The 19,155-nt window shown below is 70.3% G+C and carries 16 protein-coding genes and 1 pseudogene; 9 read left to right on the forward strand and 8 right to left on the reverse strand.

Annotated elements, in window-relative coordinates; translation table 11 throughout:
• Positions 1-12 precede the first annotated feature (12 nt).
• The 5 genes and pseudogenes from ABZX61_RS00520 (at position 13) to ABZX61_RS00540 (ending at position 3,981) form a co-directional block, all read left to right on the forward strand.
• Positions 13-1,518 carry a succinic semialdehyde dehydrogenase gene (locus tag ABZX61_RS00520; RefSeq protein WP_355190316.1) on the forward strand — a complete coding sequence of 502 codons (1,506 nt, stop codon included), beginning with the start codon at positions 13-15 and terminating at the stop codon, positions 1,516-1,518.
• A 16-nt stretch (positions 1,519-1,534) separates the two neighbouring features.
• Positions 1,535-2,119, forward strand: a complete 585-nt coding sequence (locus tag ABZX61_RS00525; RefSeq protein WP_355190318.1) for a TetR/AcrR family transcriptional regulator — start codon at positions 1,535-1,537, stop codon at positions 2,117-2,119.
• Positions 2,120-2,148: 29 nt separating this feature from the next.
• Positions 2,149-2,892 carry an MBL fold metallo-hydrolase gene (locus ABZX61_RS00530; RefSeq protein WP_355190320.1) on the forward strand — a complete coding sequence of 248 codons (744 nt, stop codon included), beginning with the start codon at positions 2,149-2,151 and terminating at the stop codon, positions 2,890-2,892.
• Between the two features lie 124 nt (positions 2,893-3,016).
• Positions 3,017-3,487 (forward strand): annotated as a pseudogene (locus ABZX61_RS00535) (pyridoxal-phosphate dependent enzyme); the annotation flags it as partial.
• A gap of 23 nt (positions 3,488-3,510) precedes the next feature.
• Complete coding sequence (locus tag ABZX61_RS00540) at positions 3,511-3,981, forward strand: hypothetical protein (protein ID WP_355191471.1); 471 nt, start codon at positions 3,511-3,513, stop codon at positions 3,979-3,981.
• Here the strand turns inward: ABZX61_RS00540 and ABZX61_RS00545 are convergent.
• Positions 3,962-4,705, reverse strand: a complete 744-nt coding sequence (locus ABZX61_RS00545) for an N-acetyltransferase (protein WP_355190322.1) — start codon at positions 4,703-4,705, stop codon at positions 3,962-3,964. The genes ABZX61_RS00540 and ABZX61_RS00545 overlap by 20 nt on opposite strands.
• A 79-nt stretch (positions 4,706-4,784) precedes the next feature.
• Between ABZX61_RS00545 and ABZX61_RS00550 the strand changes: the two genes are divergently transcribed.
• Together ABZX61_RS00550 and ABZX61_RS00555 are read left to right on the forward strand one after the other, a co-directional pair.
• On the forward strand, positions 4,785-6,278 hold the full coding sequence (locus tag ABZX61_RS00550) for a DUF885 family protein (protein ID WP_355190324.1): 1,494 nt from the start codon (positions 4,785-4,787) through the stop codon (positions 6,276-6,278).
• A gap of 66 nt (positions 6,279-6,344) precedes the next feature.
• Positions 6,345-7,166: an SDR family NAD(P)-dependent oxidoreductase gene (locus ABZX61_RS00555; RefSeq protein ID WP_355190326.1), complete on the forward strand. Its 822-nt coding sequence runs from the start codon at positions 6,345-6,347 to the stop codon at positions 7,164-7,166.
• Here ABZX61_RS00555 and ABZX61_RS00560 read toward each other — a convergent pair.
• Entirely contained in the window at positions 7,157-8,107 is a 951-nt protein-coding gene (locus ABZX61_RS00560; protein ID WP_355190328.1) for a hypothetical protein, read from the reverse strand. The genes ABZX61_RS00555 and ABZX61_RS00560 overlap by 10 nt on opposite strands.
• A gap of 97 nt (positions 8,108-8,204) precedes the next feature.
• On the opposite strand from ABZX61_RS00560, the gene guaA reads away from it, so the two are divergent.
• Positions 8,205-9,752 (forward strand): glutamine-hydrolyzing GMP synthase, encoded by a 1,548-nt coding sequence (gene guaA, locus ABZX61_RS00565; RefSeq protein WP_355190330.1) that lies wholly within the window; start codon positions 8,205-8,207, stop codon positions 9,750-9,752.
• A gap of 110 nt (positions 9,753-9,862) precedes the next feature.
• Here the strand turns inward: guaA and ABZX61_RS00570 are convergent, their stop codons facing one another.
• From ABZX61_RS00570 to ABZX61_RS00590, 5 genes are all read right to left on the reverse strand, one after another.
• The gene (locus ABZX61_RS00570) at positions 9,863-10,345 is read right to left on the reverse strand and encodes an ATP-binding protein (RefSeq protein WP_355190332.1); all 483 of its coding nucleotides are present in this window, start codon (positions 10,343-10,345) and stop codon (positions 9,863-9,865) included.
• A 184-nt stretch (positions 10,346-10,529) separates the two neighbouring features.
• Positions 10,530-13,232, reverse strand: a complete 2,703-nt coding sequence (locus ABZX61_RS00575) for a hypothetical protein (protein WP_355190334.1) — start codon at positions 13,230-13,232, stop codon at positions 10,530-10,532.
• A 128-nt stretch (positions 13,233-13,360) separates the two neighbouring features.
• Complete coding sequence (locus tag ABZX61_RS00580) at positions 13,361-14,314, reverse strand: hypothetical protein (protein ID WP_355190336.1); 954 nt, start codon at positions 14,312-14,314, stop codon at positions 13,361-13,363.
• Between the two features lie 426 nt (positions 14,315-14,740).
• A complete protein-coding gene (locus ABZX61_RS00585) occupies positions 14,741-15,379 on the reverse strand; it encodes a protein-L-isoaspartate(D-aspartate) O-methyltransferase (protein ID WP_350731100.1) in 639 nt (212 codons plus the stop codon).
• Between the two features lie 77 nt (positions 15,380-15,456).
• Positions 15,457-17,118 (reverse strand): DUF1996 domain-containing protein, encoded by a 1,662-nt coding sequence (locus ABZX61_RS00590; protein ID WP_355190338.1) that lies wholly within the window; start codon positions 17,116-17,118, stop codon positions 15,457-15,459.
• A 354-nt stretch (positions 17,119-17,472) separates the two neighbouring features.
• Between ABZX61_RS00590 and ABZX61_RS00595 the strand changes: the two genes are divergently transcribed.
• Entirely contained in the window at positions 17,473-18,387 is a 915-nt protein-coding gene (locus tag ABZX61_RS00595) for a CHRD domain-containing protein (protein WP_355190340.1), read from the forward strand.
• A gap of 60 nt (positions 18,388-18,447) precedes the next feature.
• Here the strand turns inward: ABZX61_RS00595 and ABZX61_RS00600 are convergent, their stop codons facing one another.
• Complete coding sequence (locus tag ABZX61_RS00600; RefSeq protein WP_355190342.1) at positions 18,448-18,969, reverse strand: hypothetical protein; 522 nt, start codon at positions 18,967-18,969, stop codon at positions 18,448-18,450.
• Positions 18,970-19,155: the final 186 nt, after the last annotated feature.

Genomic DNA, 19,155 nt, shown 5'->3' on the forward strand with positions numbered 1-19,155 from the left:
TATCCTTCTGGCATGCACGTGACGTCCAGCGGTAGGACACGGCACATCATCGCCCCCTTCACCGGCGAAACCCTCGCTGAGCTGCCCGTCTCGGACGTCGACGACGTCCGCAGGGCGTACGAGAAGGCCAGGGCCGCCCAGGAGGAGTGGGCGCGCAGGCCCGTGGCGGAGCGGGCGAGACCGTTCCTGCGGCTGCACGACGCGATCCTCGACCGGCGCGCCGAGATCCTCGACATCGTCCAGGACGAGACGGGCAAGGCCCGCAAGCACGCCTTCGAGGAGGTGCTCGACGTCGCGGGCTGCGCTCTCCACTACGCCCGCCGGGCGCCCGGCCTGCTCGCGCCGCGCGCCCGCAAGGGCGTCTTCCCCGGCGCCACCCGCGTCGTGGAGCTGCGCCGGCCCAAGGGCGTGGTCGCGCTGATCTCCCCGTGGAACTACCCGCTCGCGCTGGGTGTCACCGACGCGGTGCCCGCGCTGCTGGCCGGCAACGCGATCGTGCACAAGCCGGACACGCAGACCGCCCAGTCCACGCTGTGGACCATCGACCTGCTGGCCGAGCTGGGCATGCCGCGCGAGATCTGGCAGGTCGTGCTCGGCGAGCCGGCCGAGATCGGCGACGCGCTGCTGGACGACGCCGACTACGTGGCGTTCACGGGATCGACGCGCGGCGGCAGGAAGATCGCCGAGGAGGCGGCCAAGCGGCTCATCGGCTGCTCGCTGGAGCTCGGCGGCAAGAACCCGATGGTGGTGCTCGACGACGCCGACCTCGACGTGGCCGTCCAGGGGGCCATCCGGGCCTGCTTCACGAACGCCGGGCAGCTCTGCCTGTCGATCGAGCGCCTGTACGTGCACGCGTCCGTGTTCGACGCCTTCGCCGCGCGCTTCGTCGAGCAGGTCCAGGGCATGAAGCTGGGCGCGGGCCACGACTGGTCGGTGCAGATGGGCTCGCTCACCTCGCGGCGCCAGCTCGACACGGTCAGCGCGCACGTGGACGACGCCCTGGCCAAGGGCGCGAGGCTGCTGACCGGCGGCAGGGCCAGGCCCGACCTGGGCCCGCTGTTCTACGAGCCGACCGTGCTCACCGGCGTCGCCGAGGACATGGAGCTGTGCCGCAACGAGACCTTCGGGCCGGTGGTCGCGCTCTACCCGTTCACCTCCGAGGACGAGGTGGTCGAGCTGGCCAACGACACCATCTACGGCCTGAACGCCTCCATCTGGACCTCCAGCCTCCCGCGCGGCCGCGCGCTCGCAGCCCGGGTCAAGGCCGGCACGGTCAACATCAACGAGGGGTACGCCTCGGCCTACGCCTCCTACGACGCCCCCATGGGCGGTATGAAGGCGTCCGGGCTGGGCCGCCGGCACGGTTCCGAGGGCCTGCTGCGCTACACCGAGTCCAAGACCGTGGCCTCGCAGGCGGGCTGGCTGGGGTTCGAGCCGCCGTTCGGGCTGCCGTACGAGAAGTGGGCCGCCACCCTGGCCGCCACGCTCAAGACGATGCGGCGGCTGCGCTTGAAGTGACGTCTACGCTGTAAACGTGAACGATCAGGGCACGGCCGGGCGCATCGTGGCCGTCGCGCGGCGGATCCTCCTGGAGGACGGCGCCGACGCGGTCAGCATGCGGCGCGTGGGCGACGCCGTGGGCATCACCGCCATGGCCATCTACCGCCACTATCCCAACCGGGACGCCCTGCTGCGCGCGGTCGCCGACCGCAGCGCCCGCGAGCTGGCCGAGTCATGGCGGCAGCGCTCTCCTTCGGGGACGTGGGACGAGCGATGCATGGCCGCGCTGGACGACTTCCTCGACTTCGCGCTCGGGAGCCCGCATTTGTACCGGTTCCTGATCCTGGACGCCTGGGCGGGGGCGCGGCGCTTCCCGGAGGACTTCCGCGACGGGCAGGGGCCGCCGTTCAGCGTCGTCGCCGAGCTCGTGGAGGAGGGCATGCGCACGGGGCGGCTGCGCGAGGACGATCCCCTGGAGACGGCGATGACGATCACGTCGAGCGCGCAGGGGCTGGTCCAGCAGTACCTGAGCGGGCGGATCGGGATGGCCGAGGCCGACTTTCGCGCGCTCTGCCACCGGTCGACCGTGCGGATCATCAACGGGCTCGTCGTGGAATAACCCGTCCTGGGCCGGTGTCGTTGACGTCCATGGAGATTCGTTACCTCGGAGGGCCGACGGCGGTCCTGGAGATCGGCGGGGTGCGCCTGCTGACCGACCCCACGTTCGACGCGCCCGGCGACTACCCGATCGGGAACAGGGCGCTCACGAAGACCGCGGGGCCCGCCTCCGGCGCGGCCGAGCTCGGGGCCGTGGACGCGGTGCTGCTCTCCCACGACCAGCACCCGGACAACCTCGACAGGGCCGGGCGGGACTACCTGGCGTCCGTTCCGCTGGTGCTCTCCACCGGGTCGGCGGCCGGGCGGCTGGGATCCTCCGTGCGGGCGCTGCCCAACTGGACGTCCGTCACGGTGGGCGACGGGCTGCGGGTGACCGGCGTCCCCGCCCAGCACGGGCCCGACGGGACCGAGCACCTGGTGGGCGAGGTGACCGGGTTCGTGCTCAGCGGTGACGGGCTGCCGACCGTCTACGTGAGCGGCGACAACGCCTCGCTGGACGTCGTACGGGAGATCGCCGGGCGGTTCGGCTCCGTGGACGTGGCGCTGCTGTTCGCGGGCGGGGCACGCACGCCGCTGGTCGATGGCTACTTGACGCTGACCAGCGAGGACGCCGTGACGGCGGCCGAGATCCTGGGGGCCAGGCACGTGGTGCCGCTGCACTTCGAGCACTGGGCGCATTTCACGCAGGGGCGGGACACCGTGGAGAAGGCGTTCGCCGGGTTCGGCGAACGGCTCCGGCTGCTCGCTCCGGGCGAAACCACCGAGATCCCCTGATCACGGCACCCGGATCCGCCGGCCGCCCGCCCGCCCGATCGGTCGGCTCGTGGCGAACGGCGCCGCCCGGCCCGCCCCGGCCTGGCAGGGTGGAGCCGTGAGCTGGAACGCGCGGGCCCTCGACGTGCTGGCGGCGGGGGAGCCCACCCCGCTGATCGACTTCCCGGTCCAGGCGCCCGGGATCAGGCTGCTGCTGAAGGACGAGTCCGCGCAGCCGACCGGGAGCCTGCGGCACCGGCACGCCAGGGCGCTGTTCCGGCGGGCCGTCCTCGACGGGCTGGTCGGCGAGGGCACGACCGTGGTGGAGGCCACGGGCGGCAACGCGGCCGTCGCGCAGGCCTGGTTCGCCCGGCGGCTCGGGCTGCCGTACATCGTGGTCATGCCGGGCGAGCGCAGCCAGGCGCGGGCCAGGGCGGTGGAGGCGCTGGGCGGGGAGTGCAGGTTCGTGACGCCGCCACTGGCGATCTACGACGCGGCGCGCGGGATCCCGGGCCATTTCCTCGACCAGTTCGGCCGGGCGGCCGAGCACGACCTGGGGGAGGAGCTGTTCGCCCAGGTGCGGCCCGACTGGGTGGTGACGGGCGCGAGCACGGGTGCCACCTCCGCCACGCTCGGGCGGTGGGTACGCGAGCACGACCTGCCCTGCCGGTCGCGGTGGCCGATCCCGATAATTCGGCATATTTCCCGGGATGGACGCTCGACGTGTCCGACTACGCGACCGGGATGCCGTCGCGGATCGAAGGCATCGGGCGACCCCGCGTCGAGCCGGGGTTCCGGCCCGATCTCGTCGACCTCGTCATCCCGGTGCCCGACGCCGCGAGCGTGGCGGCGGCCCGGCACCTCAGGGCGGTCACGGGGCTCGCGGTGGGCGGCTCGTCGGGCACGGCGCTCTGGGCGGCGCTGGAGCTGGTCGAGCGCATGCGGGCCAGGGGCGAGACCGGCACTGTGGTGTCGCTGGTCGGAGATGCTGCCGACCGGCATCTGGCGACCTGTCACGATGACGCCTGGGCCGCCGCCAAGGGGCTGGACGCCGGACAGTTCGCCGATGAGCTGCGGCGCCGGGTCGCGCTCAGGCCAGGGGGTGGCTGACCCAGACGTTCGGCTCGACGTACACGGCGTGGTCCTGCTCCACGTCGCAGTGCACCGGGGTGAGCGCGCCGGGCACCTCCACCGGGCCCGGCCGGTCGAACGGCAGGTCCGTCCACCGCCGCCACTCCGCCAGCGTGCCCGACACGACCATCGAGCGCGGCGCCACCTTGACGATCTTCCCGCCCACCCGCACGTGCACCCGTAACCAGGCGTCATGGGGCAGGCCGTCGGCGCGGGTCCTGAAGGCGTACTCGGCCATGGGGGTGCGCGGTTCGAGGTGCTTCCCGTTGGGCCTGACCGGCGCCACCAGCTCGCGGTAGCCGAGGTCGGCGGCGCGCTCGCGCATGGCCGCGAGCATCAGGTAGGAGAGCCCCGTCCCCTGGAGGTCGCGGCGGACGGAGATCTCCAGGGCGGAGATGCTGTCGGGCCGCTCGCCGCGCTCGCGGGCCAGCCAGCCGTACCTGATCACGCCGTCCCAGCCGTCGTCCGGCAGTTCGGAGCCCCCGGAGAGGAACGGGATCATGCACGCCCGCGCCGCCAGCCGTCCCGGCTCCTCGTCGGAGTCGGCCACCAGCACGTAGTCGGCGTAGGTCGTGGTGGCGAACGGATAGAACAGGTCCGCCATCGGGTCCTCGAGCACGAAATCGTGCCACGTATGGTCCATCTCGAACAGCGACGACGCGAACTCGGGACGCTCCGCGAGCGTCGTGATCTTGAGGGCCATGGGAAACATTCTCACATTACGGCCGACCGGTACGCGCTTGTATAAAACAGGGCGAAAGGTGTGCGCTAGCGTCGGCCGCATGACAGAACTTGACGCCAGGCTGCGAGCCATCACCGACCTGTTCGTGGCCGAGGCGCGCGAGGGCGGTGGCAGGCACGAGTACGACGGCCGGATCCAGGACCTCTCGCCCGCGGGCGTGCGGTCCGGTCTGGCGCGACTCGGCGAGGGGCCGCTGCCCGCGGACGCGCATGACGCCGAGCACCTACAGGTGTTCGAGGAGAGCCTGCGCACTCAGTTCGGCGAGCTGGAGCTGCATCGCAAGAACCCGCTGGTCCACCTCTCGAACCTCGACCTCGCCTGCTACGACCGCGACTACGCCCCCGAGGAGGAGCGCGAGGCGGCCAAGGCGGCCCACCTCGCGCTCTGGCCCGAGGCGGTGGACCAGGCGCTCGCCTCGCTCGACCAGGTCCCGGCCCCCGTCGCGCAGTCCCTGCTCGCCGCGACCAGGGGACTGTCCGCCGGGGTCACCGACGAGGCCGCGCTCAAGGCGCACAGCCTGCTCGTGGCCCACGTCGAGCGGGCCGCGGCGGAGGGCGACCCCGACGCGGCGCTCGGCGGCGAGGCGCTGGCCAGGCTCATGGGCACGGCCGAAGGGCTGCCCGTCGACCTGGGCAGGCTCGCCGAGCGCGCCGACGCCGAGCGGGACCGGCTGATGGGCCTGCTCGCCGAGTCCTGCGCCAAGCTGGGGGAGCGGGACCGGGCGCCGCTGGACGTCGTACGGGAGCTGGTCAAGGACCACCCCGACCCCGACGGGGTCATCGAGGCGGCGCGGATCGGCACCGAGAAGGCCATCGCGTTCACCCGCGAGAAGGACCTCGTGCCCTACCACGACGGCGAGTGCCTGGTGGGGCTGGCGCCCGAGTCGCGGCGCTGGGCGATGGCCATGATGGCGTGGAACTCGCCCGGCGAGCCCGAGGGCCCGTCCTGGTACTACATCACGCCGCCGGAGCCGTCCTGGCCGGAGCAGGACCAGGAGGAGTGGCTGGAGGTCTTCAGCAACGCGACGCTGCCGGCGATCAACGTGCACGAGGTCGCGCCCGGGCACTTCTCGCACGCCCGCGCGCTGCGGCGGGCCAAGTCGGACGTGCGCCGGCTCCTGCAGTCCCTCGCGTTCATCGAGGGGTGGGCGCACTACGCCGAGGAACTGTGCGTGGAGGAGGGCTTCGAGCCGGACGACCCGCGGTTCGAGATCGGCGTCTGGGTGGAGGCGCTGCTCCGCGTCACCCGGCTGGCCTGCGCGATCGGCGTGCACACCGGGCAGATGACGGTCGAGGAGGGCGCCAGGCGCTTCGAGTCCGACACGCACCTGGCCGGGCCGGCCGCGCTGTCGGAGGCCAGGCGGGCGACCTTCGACCCGACGTACGGGCGTTACACCTGGGGCAAGCTGCTCATCCTCGACCTGCGGGAGCGGGCGCGGGCCGAGTGGGGCGCGGACTTCAGCCTGCAGCGCTACCACAAGGCCCTGTTCGACCTCGGCTCGCCGCCCCTGGGCCTGATCGACCGCATCCTCTAGATCGCCCCCTCCCTTCTCAAGAAGGGAGGAGGTAGCGTCGGTCGCGAGCGAGGGGAGGATGATCCTGTGCGGGAGCTCTCCGGCAAGGTCGCCGTGGTGACCGGCGCGGCCAGCGGCATCGGGCGGGCGTTGGCGCTCAGGTTCGCGGCCGAGGGCATGGCGCTGATGCTCGCCGACGTCGATCCCGGCGGCCTCGCCGAGACGGCCTACCAGGCAGGCGACGGCAAGGTGCGCACACAGGTCACCGACGTCTCCGACGCGGCGGCCGTACGGCACCTGGCCAACCGCTGCTTCGGCGAGTTCGGCGCCGTGCACGTCCTCTGCAACAACGCCGGCGTCTTCCAGGGCGGCCGCATGTGGACCCGCGGCGAGGAGGACTTCGCCTGGCTGCTGGGCGTGAACCTGTGGGGCGTGCTCCACGGCATCCACGAGTTCGTCCCGCGCATGATCGAGCAGGACACCGAGGGGCACATCGTCAACACGGTGTCGGTGGCCGGGCTGTTCACCACGCCGGGATCGGGCGGGTACGCGGTCACCAAGTACGCCGCCATGGCCGCGTCCCAGGCCCTCGCCGAAGACCTGGCCGCCACGGGCGCCAAACTCCGGGTGACCGCGCTCTGCCCCGGCGCGGTCAGGACCCGCATCGCCGACTCCGAGCGCGTACGCCCGGCCGCTTTGGTCGCCACCCCCACCCAGGACGAGGCGGACGCGCAGGAATGGGTCGGCCGGGCGGCCGAGCGCGGCATCGAGCCGGCCGAGGTGGCCGGCCTGGTCGTGGCGGCCATCCGCGAGGAGCGGTTCCTGGTGCTGACCGATCCCCGGTACGCCGCCCGGCTGCGCCTGCAGACCGAGACCCTGCTCACCGGGAACCTGCCGCCCTACCAGTGACGTTCGTGCGCCAGCACCCGCACCACCGTGCCGCTGTGCGGCCTGACCAGCAGCCGGACGTGGTCGCCGGGCAGCACGTCCTGGTAGAGGCCCTGCGTGACCAGGAACGACCTGGCCTTCTCCGAGCTGCCGTCGTGCACGGCCACGTAGTAGGCGCACCTGCCGCTCGTCGTCTCGTGATCCGGGTCGGCGACGGCCCAGTGCTTGACGACGTAACCGGAGACCTCCTGCCGTTTGGCGCCGGACGCGGCTGATCCGGGCGGCTCGATCTCGTCGCCGTGCCAGCCGCTGCCCGTGAAGATCCACTCCTGCCCGGGATCCGTCGGCTCGGCGTCCGGCCCGGCGATCTCCCGCCCGGCCTGGGTCAGCAGGAACCCCCGGCCCGCCATGAGCAGCCCCACCCCGGCCACGAACGACACCATCGTCGCGATCATCCCCGGCCACGACAGCCCGGCCGCCGAGATGGTGGCGTACCAGGGGATGAACAGCCCGGCGGCCAGGAGCACCGGAACGATCATGGTCGGCCAGCGCCGCCGCGCCAGGCCCAGGTCGATCGCGGTCTGCCGGGCCAGCGGGACCAGGCCGCCGTCCAGCTCGGCCCCTTCGGGCATGACCGCCATCACGGGCGCGTACGGCCGGCCCGCCAGGTGGGCGACCACCCGTTCCAGGACCCATCGCTCGTACGGGAGAAGCGGCTCCTGCCTCAGGGGCGCCAGCGAGAGACGATCGTCCTCGATCGTCAGCCACCCGCGCCCGGCCAGCTCGAACAGCGCCGAGTGGAACACCTCCTGGGCCCGCATGCCGCGTAACAGCTCGACCACGGCCGGTGGCGTCTCGTGTCGCGGCGCCCGTCGCGGGCGGTCGCGGCTGGACACCTTGAAGGCGGCGGCCAGCGTGGCGGCCCACAGAGCCCACGCGGTCACCGGCCAGACAAGATCCATTGTTCTGTGTTAGCACGAGTGCCGGTGGCAGGCCAGGCGTAATGCACAAGGCCGATAGACTGTAGTCACCGCATTTCGCCTTTGGGGGGTTCTCACGGTGTCTGAATTCGACACAGTGCTGGTGGTCGACTTCGGCGCACAGTACGCGCAGCTCATCGCCAGGCGTGTGCGCGAGTGCCACGTCTACTCCGAGATCGTGCCTTCGACCATGCCGGTCGAGGAGATGATGGCCAAGAACCCCAAGGCGATCATCCTGTCCGGCGGCCCTTCCTCGGTCTATGCCGAAGGCGCTCCGCCGGTGCCGCACGGGCTGTTCGAGACGGGTGTGCCCACGTTCGGCATCTGCTACGGCTTCCAGGCCATGGCGCAGGCGCTGGGCGGCGAGGTGGCCCGCACGGGCGTGGCCGAGTACGGCGGCACCGCGCTGGAGGTGCTCAACGAGGGCGTGATCTTCGCCGGGCTGCCGGACGCCCAGACGGTCTGGATGTCACACGGTGACAGCGTCGCCGCAGCCCCCGAGGGCTTCACGGTGACCGCCTCGACGAGCGAGACCCCGGTCGCCGCCTTCGAGCACCCTGAGCGCGGCCTCTACGGCGTGCAGTTCCACCCGGAGGTGCTCCACTCCGAGCACGGCCAGGTGGTCCTCAAGCACTTCCTCGACGCCGCAGGCTGCCGCCCGTCGTGGACCATGCTCAACATCGTCGAAGACTCCATTGACGCCGTGCGCCGCCAGGTCGGCGACGGCCGCGCGATCTGCGCCCTGTCCGGCGGTGTCGACTCCGCGGTGGCCGCCGCGATCGTCCAGCGCGCCATCGGCGATCGGTTGACCTGCGTCTTCGTCGACCACGGCCTGCTGCGCAAGGGCGAGGCCGAGCAGGTGGAGCGCGACTTCGTGGCCGTCACGGGCGTGAAGCTGCGCGTGGTGGACGCCGCCGACCGCTTCCTGAAGGCGCTGGAGGGCGTCTCCGACCCGGAGGAGAAGCGGAAGATCATCGGCCGCGAGTTCATCCGCGTCTTCGAGGACGAGCAGCGCGCCATCATGGCCGACGGTCCGGTGGAGTTCCTGGTGCAGGGCACGCTCTACCCCGACGTGGTGGAGTCGGGCGGCGGCACCGGCACCGCCAACATCAAGTCCCACCACAATGTCGGCGGCCTGCCCGACGACCTCCAGTTCAAGCTGGTCGAGCCGCTGCGCGCGCTCTTCAAGGACGAGGTGCGCCGGGCCGGCGAGGAGCTGGGGCTCCCGTCCGCCATGGTCTGGCGCCAGCCCTTCCCGGGACCCGGCCTCGGGATCCGCATCGTGGGCGAGGTCACCCGCGAGCGCCTGGACCTGCTGCGCGAGGCCGACGCGATCGCCCGCGAGGAGCTGTCCCGGGCCGGCCTCGACCGGCAGATCTGGCAGTGCCCCGTGGTGCTGCTGGCCGACGTGCGGTCGGTGGGGGTGCAGGGGGACGGGCGCACGTACGGGCACCCGGTGGTGCTGCGACCGGTGACGTCCGAGGACGCGATGACGGCCGACTGGGCGCGGGTGCCTTACGACGTGCTATCGCGCATCTCGACCCGGATCACCAACGAGGTTCGGGAGGTCAACCGGGTGGTGCTCGACGTGACGAGCAAGCCTCCGGGCACCATCGAGTGGGAGTAGTCCGCTAGCCGGGGCGGGAGAGCTCGGGGCTCAGGAGGTTTTCCGGGGCTCAGGGGGCGATCGGGGCTTTTCGGGGCTCAGGGGCGGCCGGGCTCGGGTGGTTTCCGGGCTCAGGCGGCGACCGGGGCGAGGGCGCCGATGGGGGCGTCGGTCTCGGCGCGGGCGAACACCGGCAGCTCGAACCAGATGGCCTTGCCGCGCGCCGTACGCTCGCCGCCCCAGCAGCAGGACAGCACGTCGACGAGGAACAGCCCGCGTCCGCTCTCCGCGTCCGCGTCGACGACCCGCATGTGCGGCAGGACGGGGTTCTCGTCCTCGACCTCGCAGCGCAGCAGGCCGTCCTCGGCGGAGAAGCTGAGGCGGACCGGCCCGTACGCGTGCTCCAGCGCGTTGCCGACCAGCTCGCTGACGAGCAGTTCCGCGGCCTCCACCTGGTCGTCGAGGCCCCAGGCGGCGAGCTTGTCACGGGTCAGACGGCGGGCATCGCACACCGAGCCGAGGTCAGGCGAGAGCCACCACGAGGCCGTGCGGCACGTGATCTGGCGGCGGCCGGTGACCGCGGTCAGGATGCTGCTCATCAGAAGCCTGTTCATGTCCTACCCCCAAGGGGGTCCTCTTCCTTGCCTCTCGTTCAGTGAGCCTGGGTCTGCTCACACCATCGAGAATGCCTCAGTGAGGTGCCGCAGGAAGAGGTGAGAACTCCCCGTATAGGTACCTATTCCACGTACGTAGGCAGCCCACGGCAGGGACTGGGGATGCTTTTGAGGCGAGGGTGCCCTATGAGGTGGTCTGGGGCACGACGCAGTTGTTGTTCGGGGGCTTCCCCTCCGGCCAGGCGACGCCCTTGAACGTCAGCTTTCCCGAGGCCGGGTCCAGCCGGACGACCGGCAGGGCCTTGTCGTACGGGTTGCCCGCGCCGGTCAGGCAGATCAAGCCGCTCGCGCCCTGGATCCGGTAGGCGGCGTGCAGGTCGGCGAGAACGTCCTTGACGTCCTGTCGGGAAGGGACCTCCGTGGGGCTGATCGCGACGGCCTTCGCCAGGGCCCGGTGGGCGGTCAGGACCACGTCGTGGGTGATGATCGTACGCCCGTCCTCGAGCGCCACAGGGCCGATCTTGGCGGTGGCGATGAGGTGCTGGAGCCGGGCCAGGGACTCCTGCGGCTCGGCGAGATAGCGCGGGAGGTCTTCCCGCTTCGGCTTGGAGTCTTTGCGGGTGTTCTCCCGCCACCACTTCGCCACCTCGATGTTCCAGGCGGCGGGGTGGGCCGGGGCGGCGTACTCGACGGACACGGACGGTCTGCCGCCGCCCGGGTCGCCCCGGATGAGTTCGAGATCCTCGGCGTCCAGGCGGCTGTCGAGCGTCGTCGCGTCGGAGCCGGTGATCACGGTGTAGGACTTCTTGCCGGCGCAGTAGGTGTTCGCCAGCGTCTTGACGAAGAGCTTCAGATGGAAGGCCCGGCCGGCGAAATAGATGAAACGGGCGTTCGACTGACAGATGTTCAAGGCGAAGTCCTGGAACCGGTTCGGCGTGCGGCCGGGCTCCTCAAGGCCGGGTGACTCGTACGTCATGTCCTGGACCCCGGTGCCCTTCTTGCCCTTTCTGGCCTCGGTGAAGGCGTCGCGCAGCGACTTGTCGTAGTTGTCCAGGGGCCGGGTGTCCGCGACGAGCGCGCTCTCGGCGCCCGCCAGCTTCGGGTCGGACTTGAGCAGCGCCTCGGCCTGCTCTTTGGTGGTCGAGACCACGCGGGCCAGGCCGGGGAACGGATCCCGGCTCAGGTCCTGGGTCTCCGGGTTGGCGAAATCGGATGAGGTGACCAGGCTTGCGACGACGGGGATCCCCAGGTCCTTCGTCAGGTGGTGCATCGCGTTCCACGTGTTGGTCAGGCTGAGGTTGAACCCGGCGACGACGCGGAGCTGCGGTTCCCTCTCGGTGAGGTAATCCACGGTCTTCTGCCAGTACCCGTAGTCGCGGCCGGGGTTGGCGAGGACGAGGCGGATCGGGGGCTTCGCGGCGTCGGGGGTGTTGGCCTGCAGCTGGGCCAGATAGGCGCCCTGCACCTCGCTCAGGATCTGCTTGCGCACGGCCGGGATGTCCGACTGCATGGGGATCATCAACGCCACGGTGGCGTACGGTTTCGCCGCGATCCGATTGTTCTCCGCCTCGATGCGCGCGAAGACCTCCGGCATGCCGTCGAGATCCGGCATGAGCACGCCTGTGCCGTCCGACACGCCGATGCAGTCGCGGCCCATCACGACGAGCCCTTCCCCGCAGCTCGCCGGCTCCGGCGGCGGGAGGATCACCGCGTACGTGACGAAACCCAGGACGCCCGCGAGAGCGAACATCTCGGTGGCGAGGGTCAGCGGTCCCGGCCCCCTGCGGGGAGGTTTCGGCGCCGGACCCGATCCCAGGGTGACCGGCAGCAGCCGGCTGGGCACCGGCTCGGCGCCGCCGGCGATGATGTTCTCGATGGCCTCTTTCCGCCGTGCGAACAGCGCCGGAATCTCCTTGGCGAGTTCGCCCGGAGAGACGGGCGGATTGGCCCCTCTCGCGACCGGTGCCTCGCCCCGCGCCGAGGTCGCCACGACGACGGGATAGGCGCGCAGGCCGCGGGATCCGTGATCGTACGCGGCGAGGAGCGTGTCTCTGATCTTCCGCCGCGCCGGGACGAGGTCGACGTCGGGCAGGAGAATGACGGGACGGCGCACCCGGTTGAGCCGGCGGAAAAGCCCGTGGTGTGCGTTGATATCCGCCAGCAGGGCCTTGACGAGCAGGAGCTCTTTCTCGTCGATGTTGTTCTTGGACGGCTCGATCAGCAGCCGGCGCAGTTCCCTGACGAGCTCCTCGGTGGTCCCCAGCGGCCGTCTGAACGCTTGCTTCCGGTACCAGCGCAGGGTCCAGTGGGCACGGACCTGGAAAGCGCCGAATATACCGATCACCAGGCCGACAATGCCGCTCGCCAGGTTTCCGAGGTAGGAGTTGGTGACGACCTTTTTGATCGCCTTGCGGACCTCCCGCAGGTTCTTCTGCCGCGCCTTGTCGATCGCCTCCTTGACCTTCTCCTCCAGCTCGGCGTCCAGTTCGCCCAGCTCGGCGAGGCGCTTCTGCTCCGGGTCGCGGAGGTTCCAGCTCGCCAGCGCGTACGCGGCCTCGAAGCGGGGGAAGACGAGGGGGAGCCGGTAGGCGGGACGCGAGAACCTGTGCGCGACGGCCCGCAATTCCGCCGCGAACTGCGACAGGTCGGCGTTCGGCGGGGTTGTGCACGGCTCGTTGATCGGCAGGACGCTCGAATACTCTTCGTAGTACTCCGCGGGCCACGATCGAATCGCCTCGAGGTCGGCCGCGTGGTAGTCCGAGGGCTCGCACTGAAGGACCAAAGGCCCGGTCCGGCGGCCGAAACGGACCTTCCTTCGGCGGAACCGGCGGAGGATCACCAGCTCCGCCAGCGCCGCGTTCAGGTGCTGAGCCACCTCGGCCCCCATCGTCGTCATCCCTGCGCCAGCGAGTGGGTTGGACTTTAACCGGTCGTGACCACGTCGTAACTGGATTTGGGGAAATGCTGAGGTCCTGTACGGCGGCGCTCGCCGTACAGGACGAGGGTCATGCGGGGTCAGTTGGCTTTCTTGTCCTTGTCGGCGAGCGTGCCGCAGGTGAAGCCCTTTTCCCGGTCGGGATCGAGCTGGATGTCGATCAGGATCGTGCTCTCCGAGAACTTGCGGAAGGTCATCAGCTTGTCGCAGTCGTAGAAGGCGTATCCGCCCTCGAACTCGCCCAGCAGCATCATCCAGCGCCCGTCGTAGAGCGTCTTGCCGCTGCTGTCCTGGAGCCTGGCCCACTGGTCCTGGAAGCCGAGGCTGTCGAGCAGTGCGTTGGCCTGCCCGGTCTCCTGCACCTGCACGGCGCCGAAGACCATCTGGATGATGAGCGCGTATCCCAGCCCGACCCCCGTGAAGGCCCCGATCAGGACCTTCATCCCGGCGCGGCCGATCGACTTGCGGCGCAGCAGGCGGAAGGGCACCACGTAGGCCAGGAAGCCCAGCAGGATCGCGAGGACGACCTCACCACCCCCCAGGTGCTCTTCCACCGCGGTGTACACGTAATAGAGGAAGCCCAGGTAGGACAGACCGGCCCAGACCGCGGCGATCACGGCGACGATCCACGGGCGTTTCCGGACGGCCTGGAACAGGCGGCCGGCCCAGCCGCGGGTGATGAGGTTGAGCAGCCAGCCCAGGCTGATGAGCAGGCCGATACAGGAGGCGATGATCAGCGTCAGCGGCAGCAGGGAGCCCAGGAGCCGTCCGAAGAGCACGGACTGGTCTATGCCGGCCTGCTCGGGCGTGATGCCGAAGACGCTGTACATCTCCTTGAAGCCCATGTACAGCAGCGCGTACAGCGTGACACCGGCCGGGACCACCACCGAGCCGATCTTCTCGAGTACGTCGAGGACGCCGCCGCTGTCCTCTTCGCCCTCTGCCGTCGTCTTGACGGCCTCGGCCGGGGGAGCGTCCGGCGTCGCCGGCTGAGCCGGAAGCGGCTGATCTAACGGGTAAGACTGATAAGTCATGATAAATCGGAATCCATGCCTGTTTGACGGAGTACGGGAGCAATTGCAAGATCATTGGCCGCTTGAGGGCGGTGCGGATTGACCCCATCCCGATCGCCCTAATGGCGATCCAGCACAAAGCCCTCAAAGCGGGCGGGCCAGGATCTCGGCAAGAGTAGAGGGACGCGGCGACGCCGCAGTCGTCACTTCAACTTCCTCGAAATGTTCCCCTGATCTTCGCTGATCGTCCGAGGCCGCCGCCTCGGCGGCGGCGCTCAGCCCCATACCGTAGCGGTCGAGGCGGCACAGCCGCGACAGAACCCCCTTGATGCCGATATGTGGCTGTAAGCCGTCCGAAGCTGCCACAAGTGCGCGGCGTTTTCACTGACTCGCACATTTACCTGACCGGTCCTGTGGTCAGTCGGAGTCATTCGTGTCATCACGTATTCACCGGCCGGGTGTGTCGTCCGCGTGTTCGCCGATCAGGGGGACGAACCGGGCGGGTGTCAGCAGGCGCTCCTGGACCAGGCGGTCGTGCCGCTTGCCGAAGAGCACGACGGTCTCGTCCAGCTCCGCGTGGATCGGCATGACCAGCCGTCCGCCCTCGGCGAGCTGCTCGGCGAGCGGGGCGGGCACCGTCCGGGCCGTGGCGGACACGACGACGGCGTCGAAGGGCGCGTGCTCGGGCAGTCCGGCGGTGCCGTCGCCCACCAGTACCTCGGCGCCGGTCACCCCGGCCCAGGCGAGGTTGGCCCGCGCGTGCCGGGCCAGGTCGGCGTGGCGTTCCATCGAGTACACCCGGCGGGCCAGGCGGGCGAGCAGGGCGGTCTGGTAGCCGTACCCGGTGCCGATCTCCAGGACCGTCTCCGTGCCCGACAGCCGCAGGGCGTCGATCATCTGCGCGATCAGGGACGGCTGCGAGGTGGGCTGGCCGTGGCCGATCGGGATCGGTTCGTCGAAAGGGGCGCGGTCGGCGTAACGCGGCGGTACGAACCGGTCGCGCGGTGTGGTGGCGAGGGCCGCCAGCAGCCGGGGATCTTCCACCCCGGCCCACTGGGCGGCCTTCACCAGCGTCTCGAACTCCATCGGCGGTCACCCGCCGACGCGCTGCTCCGAGCCATGCCCACCTGCTTCCCCACAGGCCGGGCTCGATGCTGTCGGTGTCAGCAGTTCTTGCCGCTGTTGACGCAGCGGACGATGGTGTTCATGAGCCTGTGCGACATCACGCCGATGGCGCCGGCGTGGTCGGTGCTCGGGTTGTTCTGCTCGCTCGCGGGTCCGTCCACCGCGAAGGGGACGTCTCCTGAGGTGGGCACGTCGTCGTAGGTGAGCGTCATCCGGAGCTGCGGCACGGCCTCGGTGCCGCCGGGGCAGGCGCCGGTCTCGTCAGGGAAGACGAGGTGCGTGCGGTGGTCGGCGCTGTCGAGGTTCTGACCGTCCCAGCAGCTGGGCATGTCGAAGACGCGGACCAGGTCGCTGCCGGAGGGGCAGATCGGATACTTGTCGGTCAGCCGGTCGGTGAAGCCCGTGCAGGTGAACGTCGGGCGGGCGTTCTCAGCGCCGTTGCTGGCCGCCCTGGCGTCGCCGGAGATCATCCTGAGGAACCGCGGCGCCGCCGTCACCTCCGAGGTGAGGTTCCCGCGGTACTCGAGCTTCACAGACGTCGGCTGTACGGGGGTGCCGACGTTGTTCGTGTCGTCCCCGGCCGTGGATTCGTCGTCGGATCCGCGTACGCGCAGGGTCGGCCAGAAGTAGGCGGACCGGTCGTCGCTGGTGCGGCAGGTGGTGTCCGCGGCGGCCAGGCTCTCGTTGGTCGAGAACGCGTCCGTGGACATGTTGCCCACGTAGTCCTGCCTGAGCTGGGCCCCGTCCGACATGCCCGGGGCGAGGATGAGGTTGTCGGTGTTGGAGTGACCGTCGCGGTTCGTACCGCATCGGGAGGCGTACGTGCCCGTTGAGGCGTTCTCGCCGGCCTCTGGCTGCTCCGCCTTGGGGACGTCACGGATGTCGACGTAGTCGTCGGCCGTGGGCCCGGCGTCCGCCGAGTTCTGGGCGTCGTCGAGTGAGCAGGTGGCGAGTTCGTCGAGGCCGGTGGGGCGTTCTGCGACGCGTCCGATGGCTATGGAGATGCGGTCGATGGCGGCGGCGCGTTTGTCGGCGAGTGGGCCGAGGATGGCGTTCTGGACGAAGTTGGAGCCTCCTTCTCCTGCTGAGGTGGCGAGTCGGTCGTTGGCTTCTTGGAGTTGTTTGTCGAGTTGGGCGAGGTTGCGGTCAACCTCGGCTTTGGCGGCGGCCGGGACGTCGGGCAGCTTGTCCGCCACGTTCGGGCAGACGATGGTCTGCGCGGCCGGGTCCGCGGTCTGGCTGCCGCTGGGATCAGATGTGGCGGAGCCGGTCGCCGGGGGCGCGGTGGTTTGTTCCGGTGGGGTGGCTTGGTCGGATGAGGTCGCCTGGTCGGTCGGGGTGGCCTCCTGGGATGGAGTGGCCATCTGGGATGGGGCGGCGGCGTCGCCGAGCGAGCAGGTGGCGAGCTCGTTGAGGCCGGTGGGGCGTTCTGCGACGCGTCCGATGGCTATGGAGATGCGGTCGATGGCGGCGGCGCGTTTGTCGGCGAGTGGGCCGAGGATGGCGTTCTGGACGAAGTTGGAGCCTCCTTCTCCTGCTGAGGTGGCGAGTCGGTTGTTGGCTTCTTGGAGTTGTTTGTCGAGTTGGGCGAGGTTGCGGTCGACCTCGGCTTTGGCGGCGGCCGGGACGTCGGGCAGCTTGTCCGCCACGTTCGGGCAGGCGATGCCCTCAGTCGCGACCGTGCTCAGATAGACATCCACCGCCCCGGTCTGCGCGTACGGCGGAGAGCCTGACAGGACGAGCGCGACGCTTCCGCTCAGGCAAACCGCCCCCAACCACGGCCTGAATCGTCTTTCCCCCGATGGACTCCACATGCGACCACTCCCTCCGGTTTCGTCGTGGGCAAGGAAAGTCCGATCTTCGACAGGTACGGGGGTTCTTCCGGGAGGGTTCACCCGCATGCATCAGGGAGGGGCCACCAGACCGCCTCCCACCAGCGCGAATGCGTATTTATACACATTTGCGGATTGAACCCGGCGCGAGGTGCGGGTCGTACAACCGGGCGTCGAACACCGCTACGGGCCTCACCCCTGAGGCAACTGAAAGGGTCAATCATGACGAAGCGCATCCTCACCGCCTCCGGCCTCGCGCTCGCCACCGCGCTGATCGCCGCCTCCGTCAGCCCGGCCATGGCACAGGCGGACACGCAGTCGAGCACCGACGTCTATCTGGCGGCGACGCTGCTGGGCAAGAACGAAGTACCCGCCCCCGGCGCGAAGGTGGGTGACCGGAACGGCAGCGCGATCGCCGTGTTCCGCATCCACGGACAGCAGGTCGACTATGCGATCCGGTGGCAGAAGGTGGCCGCGCCGACCGCGTTCCACATCCACCAGGGCAAGTCCGGCAAGAACGGCGACGTCAAGATCCCGTTCTTCGGCGCGGCCCTGCCCGCCTCGCTCAGCGCTGTCAAGGGCACCGTCATGGTCAAGGACTCGGGCCTGCTCGCCAGGATCGCGAACAACCCCAAGGGCTGGTACGCCAACCTGCACACGGGCGAGTTCCCCGGCGGCGCCGTCCGCGCCCAGCTGCACCGGGTACGCCCCGTTTCGCTCGAATCGGTGCTGGCCGCCGGCTCGTCCCACCACACGCTCACCGCGCCGGCCGACGGCCGCCAGGAAGTGCCCGCGCCCGGCACCAAGGTCGGCGACCAGGACGGGCGCGCCGCGTGGCTCGTCTGGGTGAAGGGCACCAAGGTGCACTTCGCCACCGCCTGGAAACGCGTCGCCCCGCCCACGAACGGCCACGTCCACCGCGGCGTGAAGGGCAAGAACGGCCCGGTGGTCGTGGACTTCTTCGCCGCCGCCAACGGCCTGCCGGCCGGGGTCAACGGCATCGCCGGCACCGGCACCGCCTCGGCCAAGGTCGCCGACGGCATCAAGCACAACCCCAAGGGCTGGTACGTCAACCTGCACACCGCGGAGTTCCCCGGCGGCGCGGTGCGCGGCCAGCTCCACAACGGCGGCTGGTAGCGGCACACGCGAACGCGCCGCGCGGGATCCTGCCCGCGCGGCGCGTTCGCGTGTCCCGGCTCAGGCGCTGATCAACGCCACCAGGACGAGGATCGAACCGCCCATCACCACCGTGTGCCGGACGTTCTGCAGACCCGGCATCACCCAGCTCGGGAAGCCGCTCTCGGCCGCCTTCAGCAGCGCCGGCACGTCGACGCGCCGGAGCATCGGGTCGCCCTTGCGCTCGAAGGCCTTCCGCACGGACGTGGCGGCGGTCAGCTGGCTGTAGAGGATGAGGACGTTGCCGACGAGCACGAGCGGCTGGAAGACCCAGGACAGGACCTGCCCCCAGTGGTTTCCCATCAGGTTGAGCACGGCCAGGGCCGTCATGATCAGCGCGACCGTGCCGGGCACGATGGTCTCGTGGCCACTGGCGTCGAAGCTGATGTTGTTCTCTTTCAGGATGCGGGCGGGGACGCCCTGACGCTCCAGCTCCCGCACCGCGGCGACCCCTGCCTCGCGGCCGTAGCGGTGGCGTACGAGGGGGATGCTCACGAATCCGAGAGCGACGAGCAACTGCAGAACGGCGGCGAAGGTCATCATGGCGGGGGCTCCTCATCGGGGGTGCTTCTCGATGAGGAAGACGATGCCGACCACCGCTGCTCCCGGGCTGACCGCGCGCTGTCACGGCCCCGCCGTCACATATCAGCGACATCCCGCTCGGCGGAGCCTGGGCCCTATGGCAAATGGGGCCATGCCACACCGGCACCCGGAGCCCCACCGTGCGCT

The sequence above is a fragment of the Nonomuraea sp. NPDC003709 genome, from assembly GCF_040610775.1.
Taxonomy (GTDB): domain Bacteria; phylum Actinomycetota; class Actinomycetes; order Streptosporangiales; family Streptosporangiaceae; genus Nonomuraea; species Nonomuraea angiospora_A.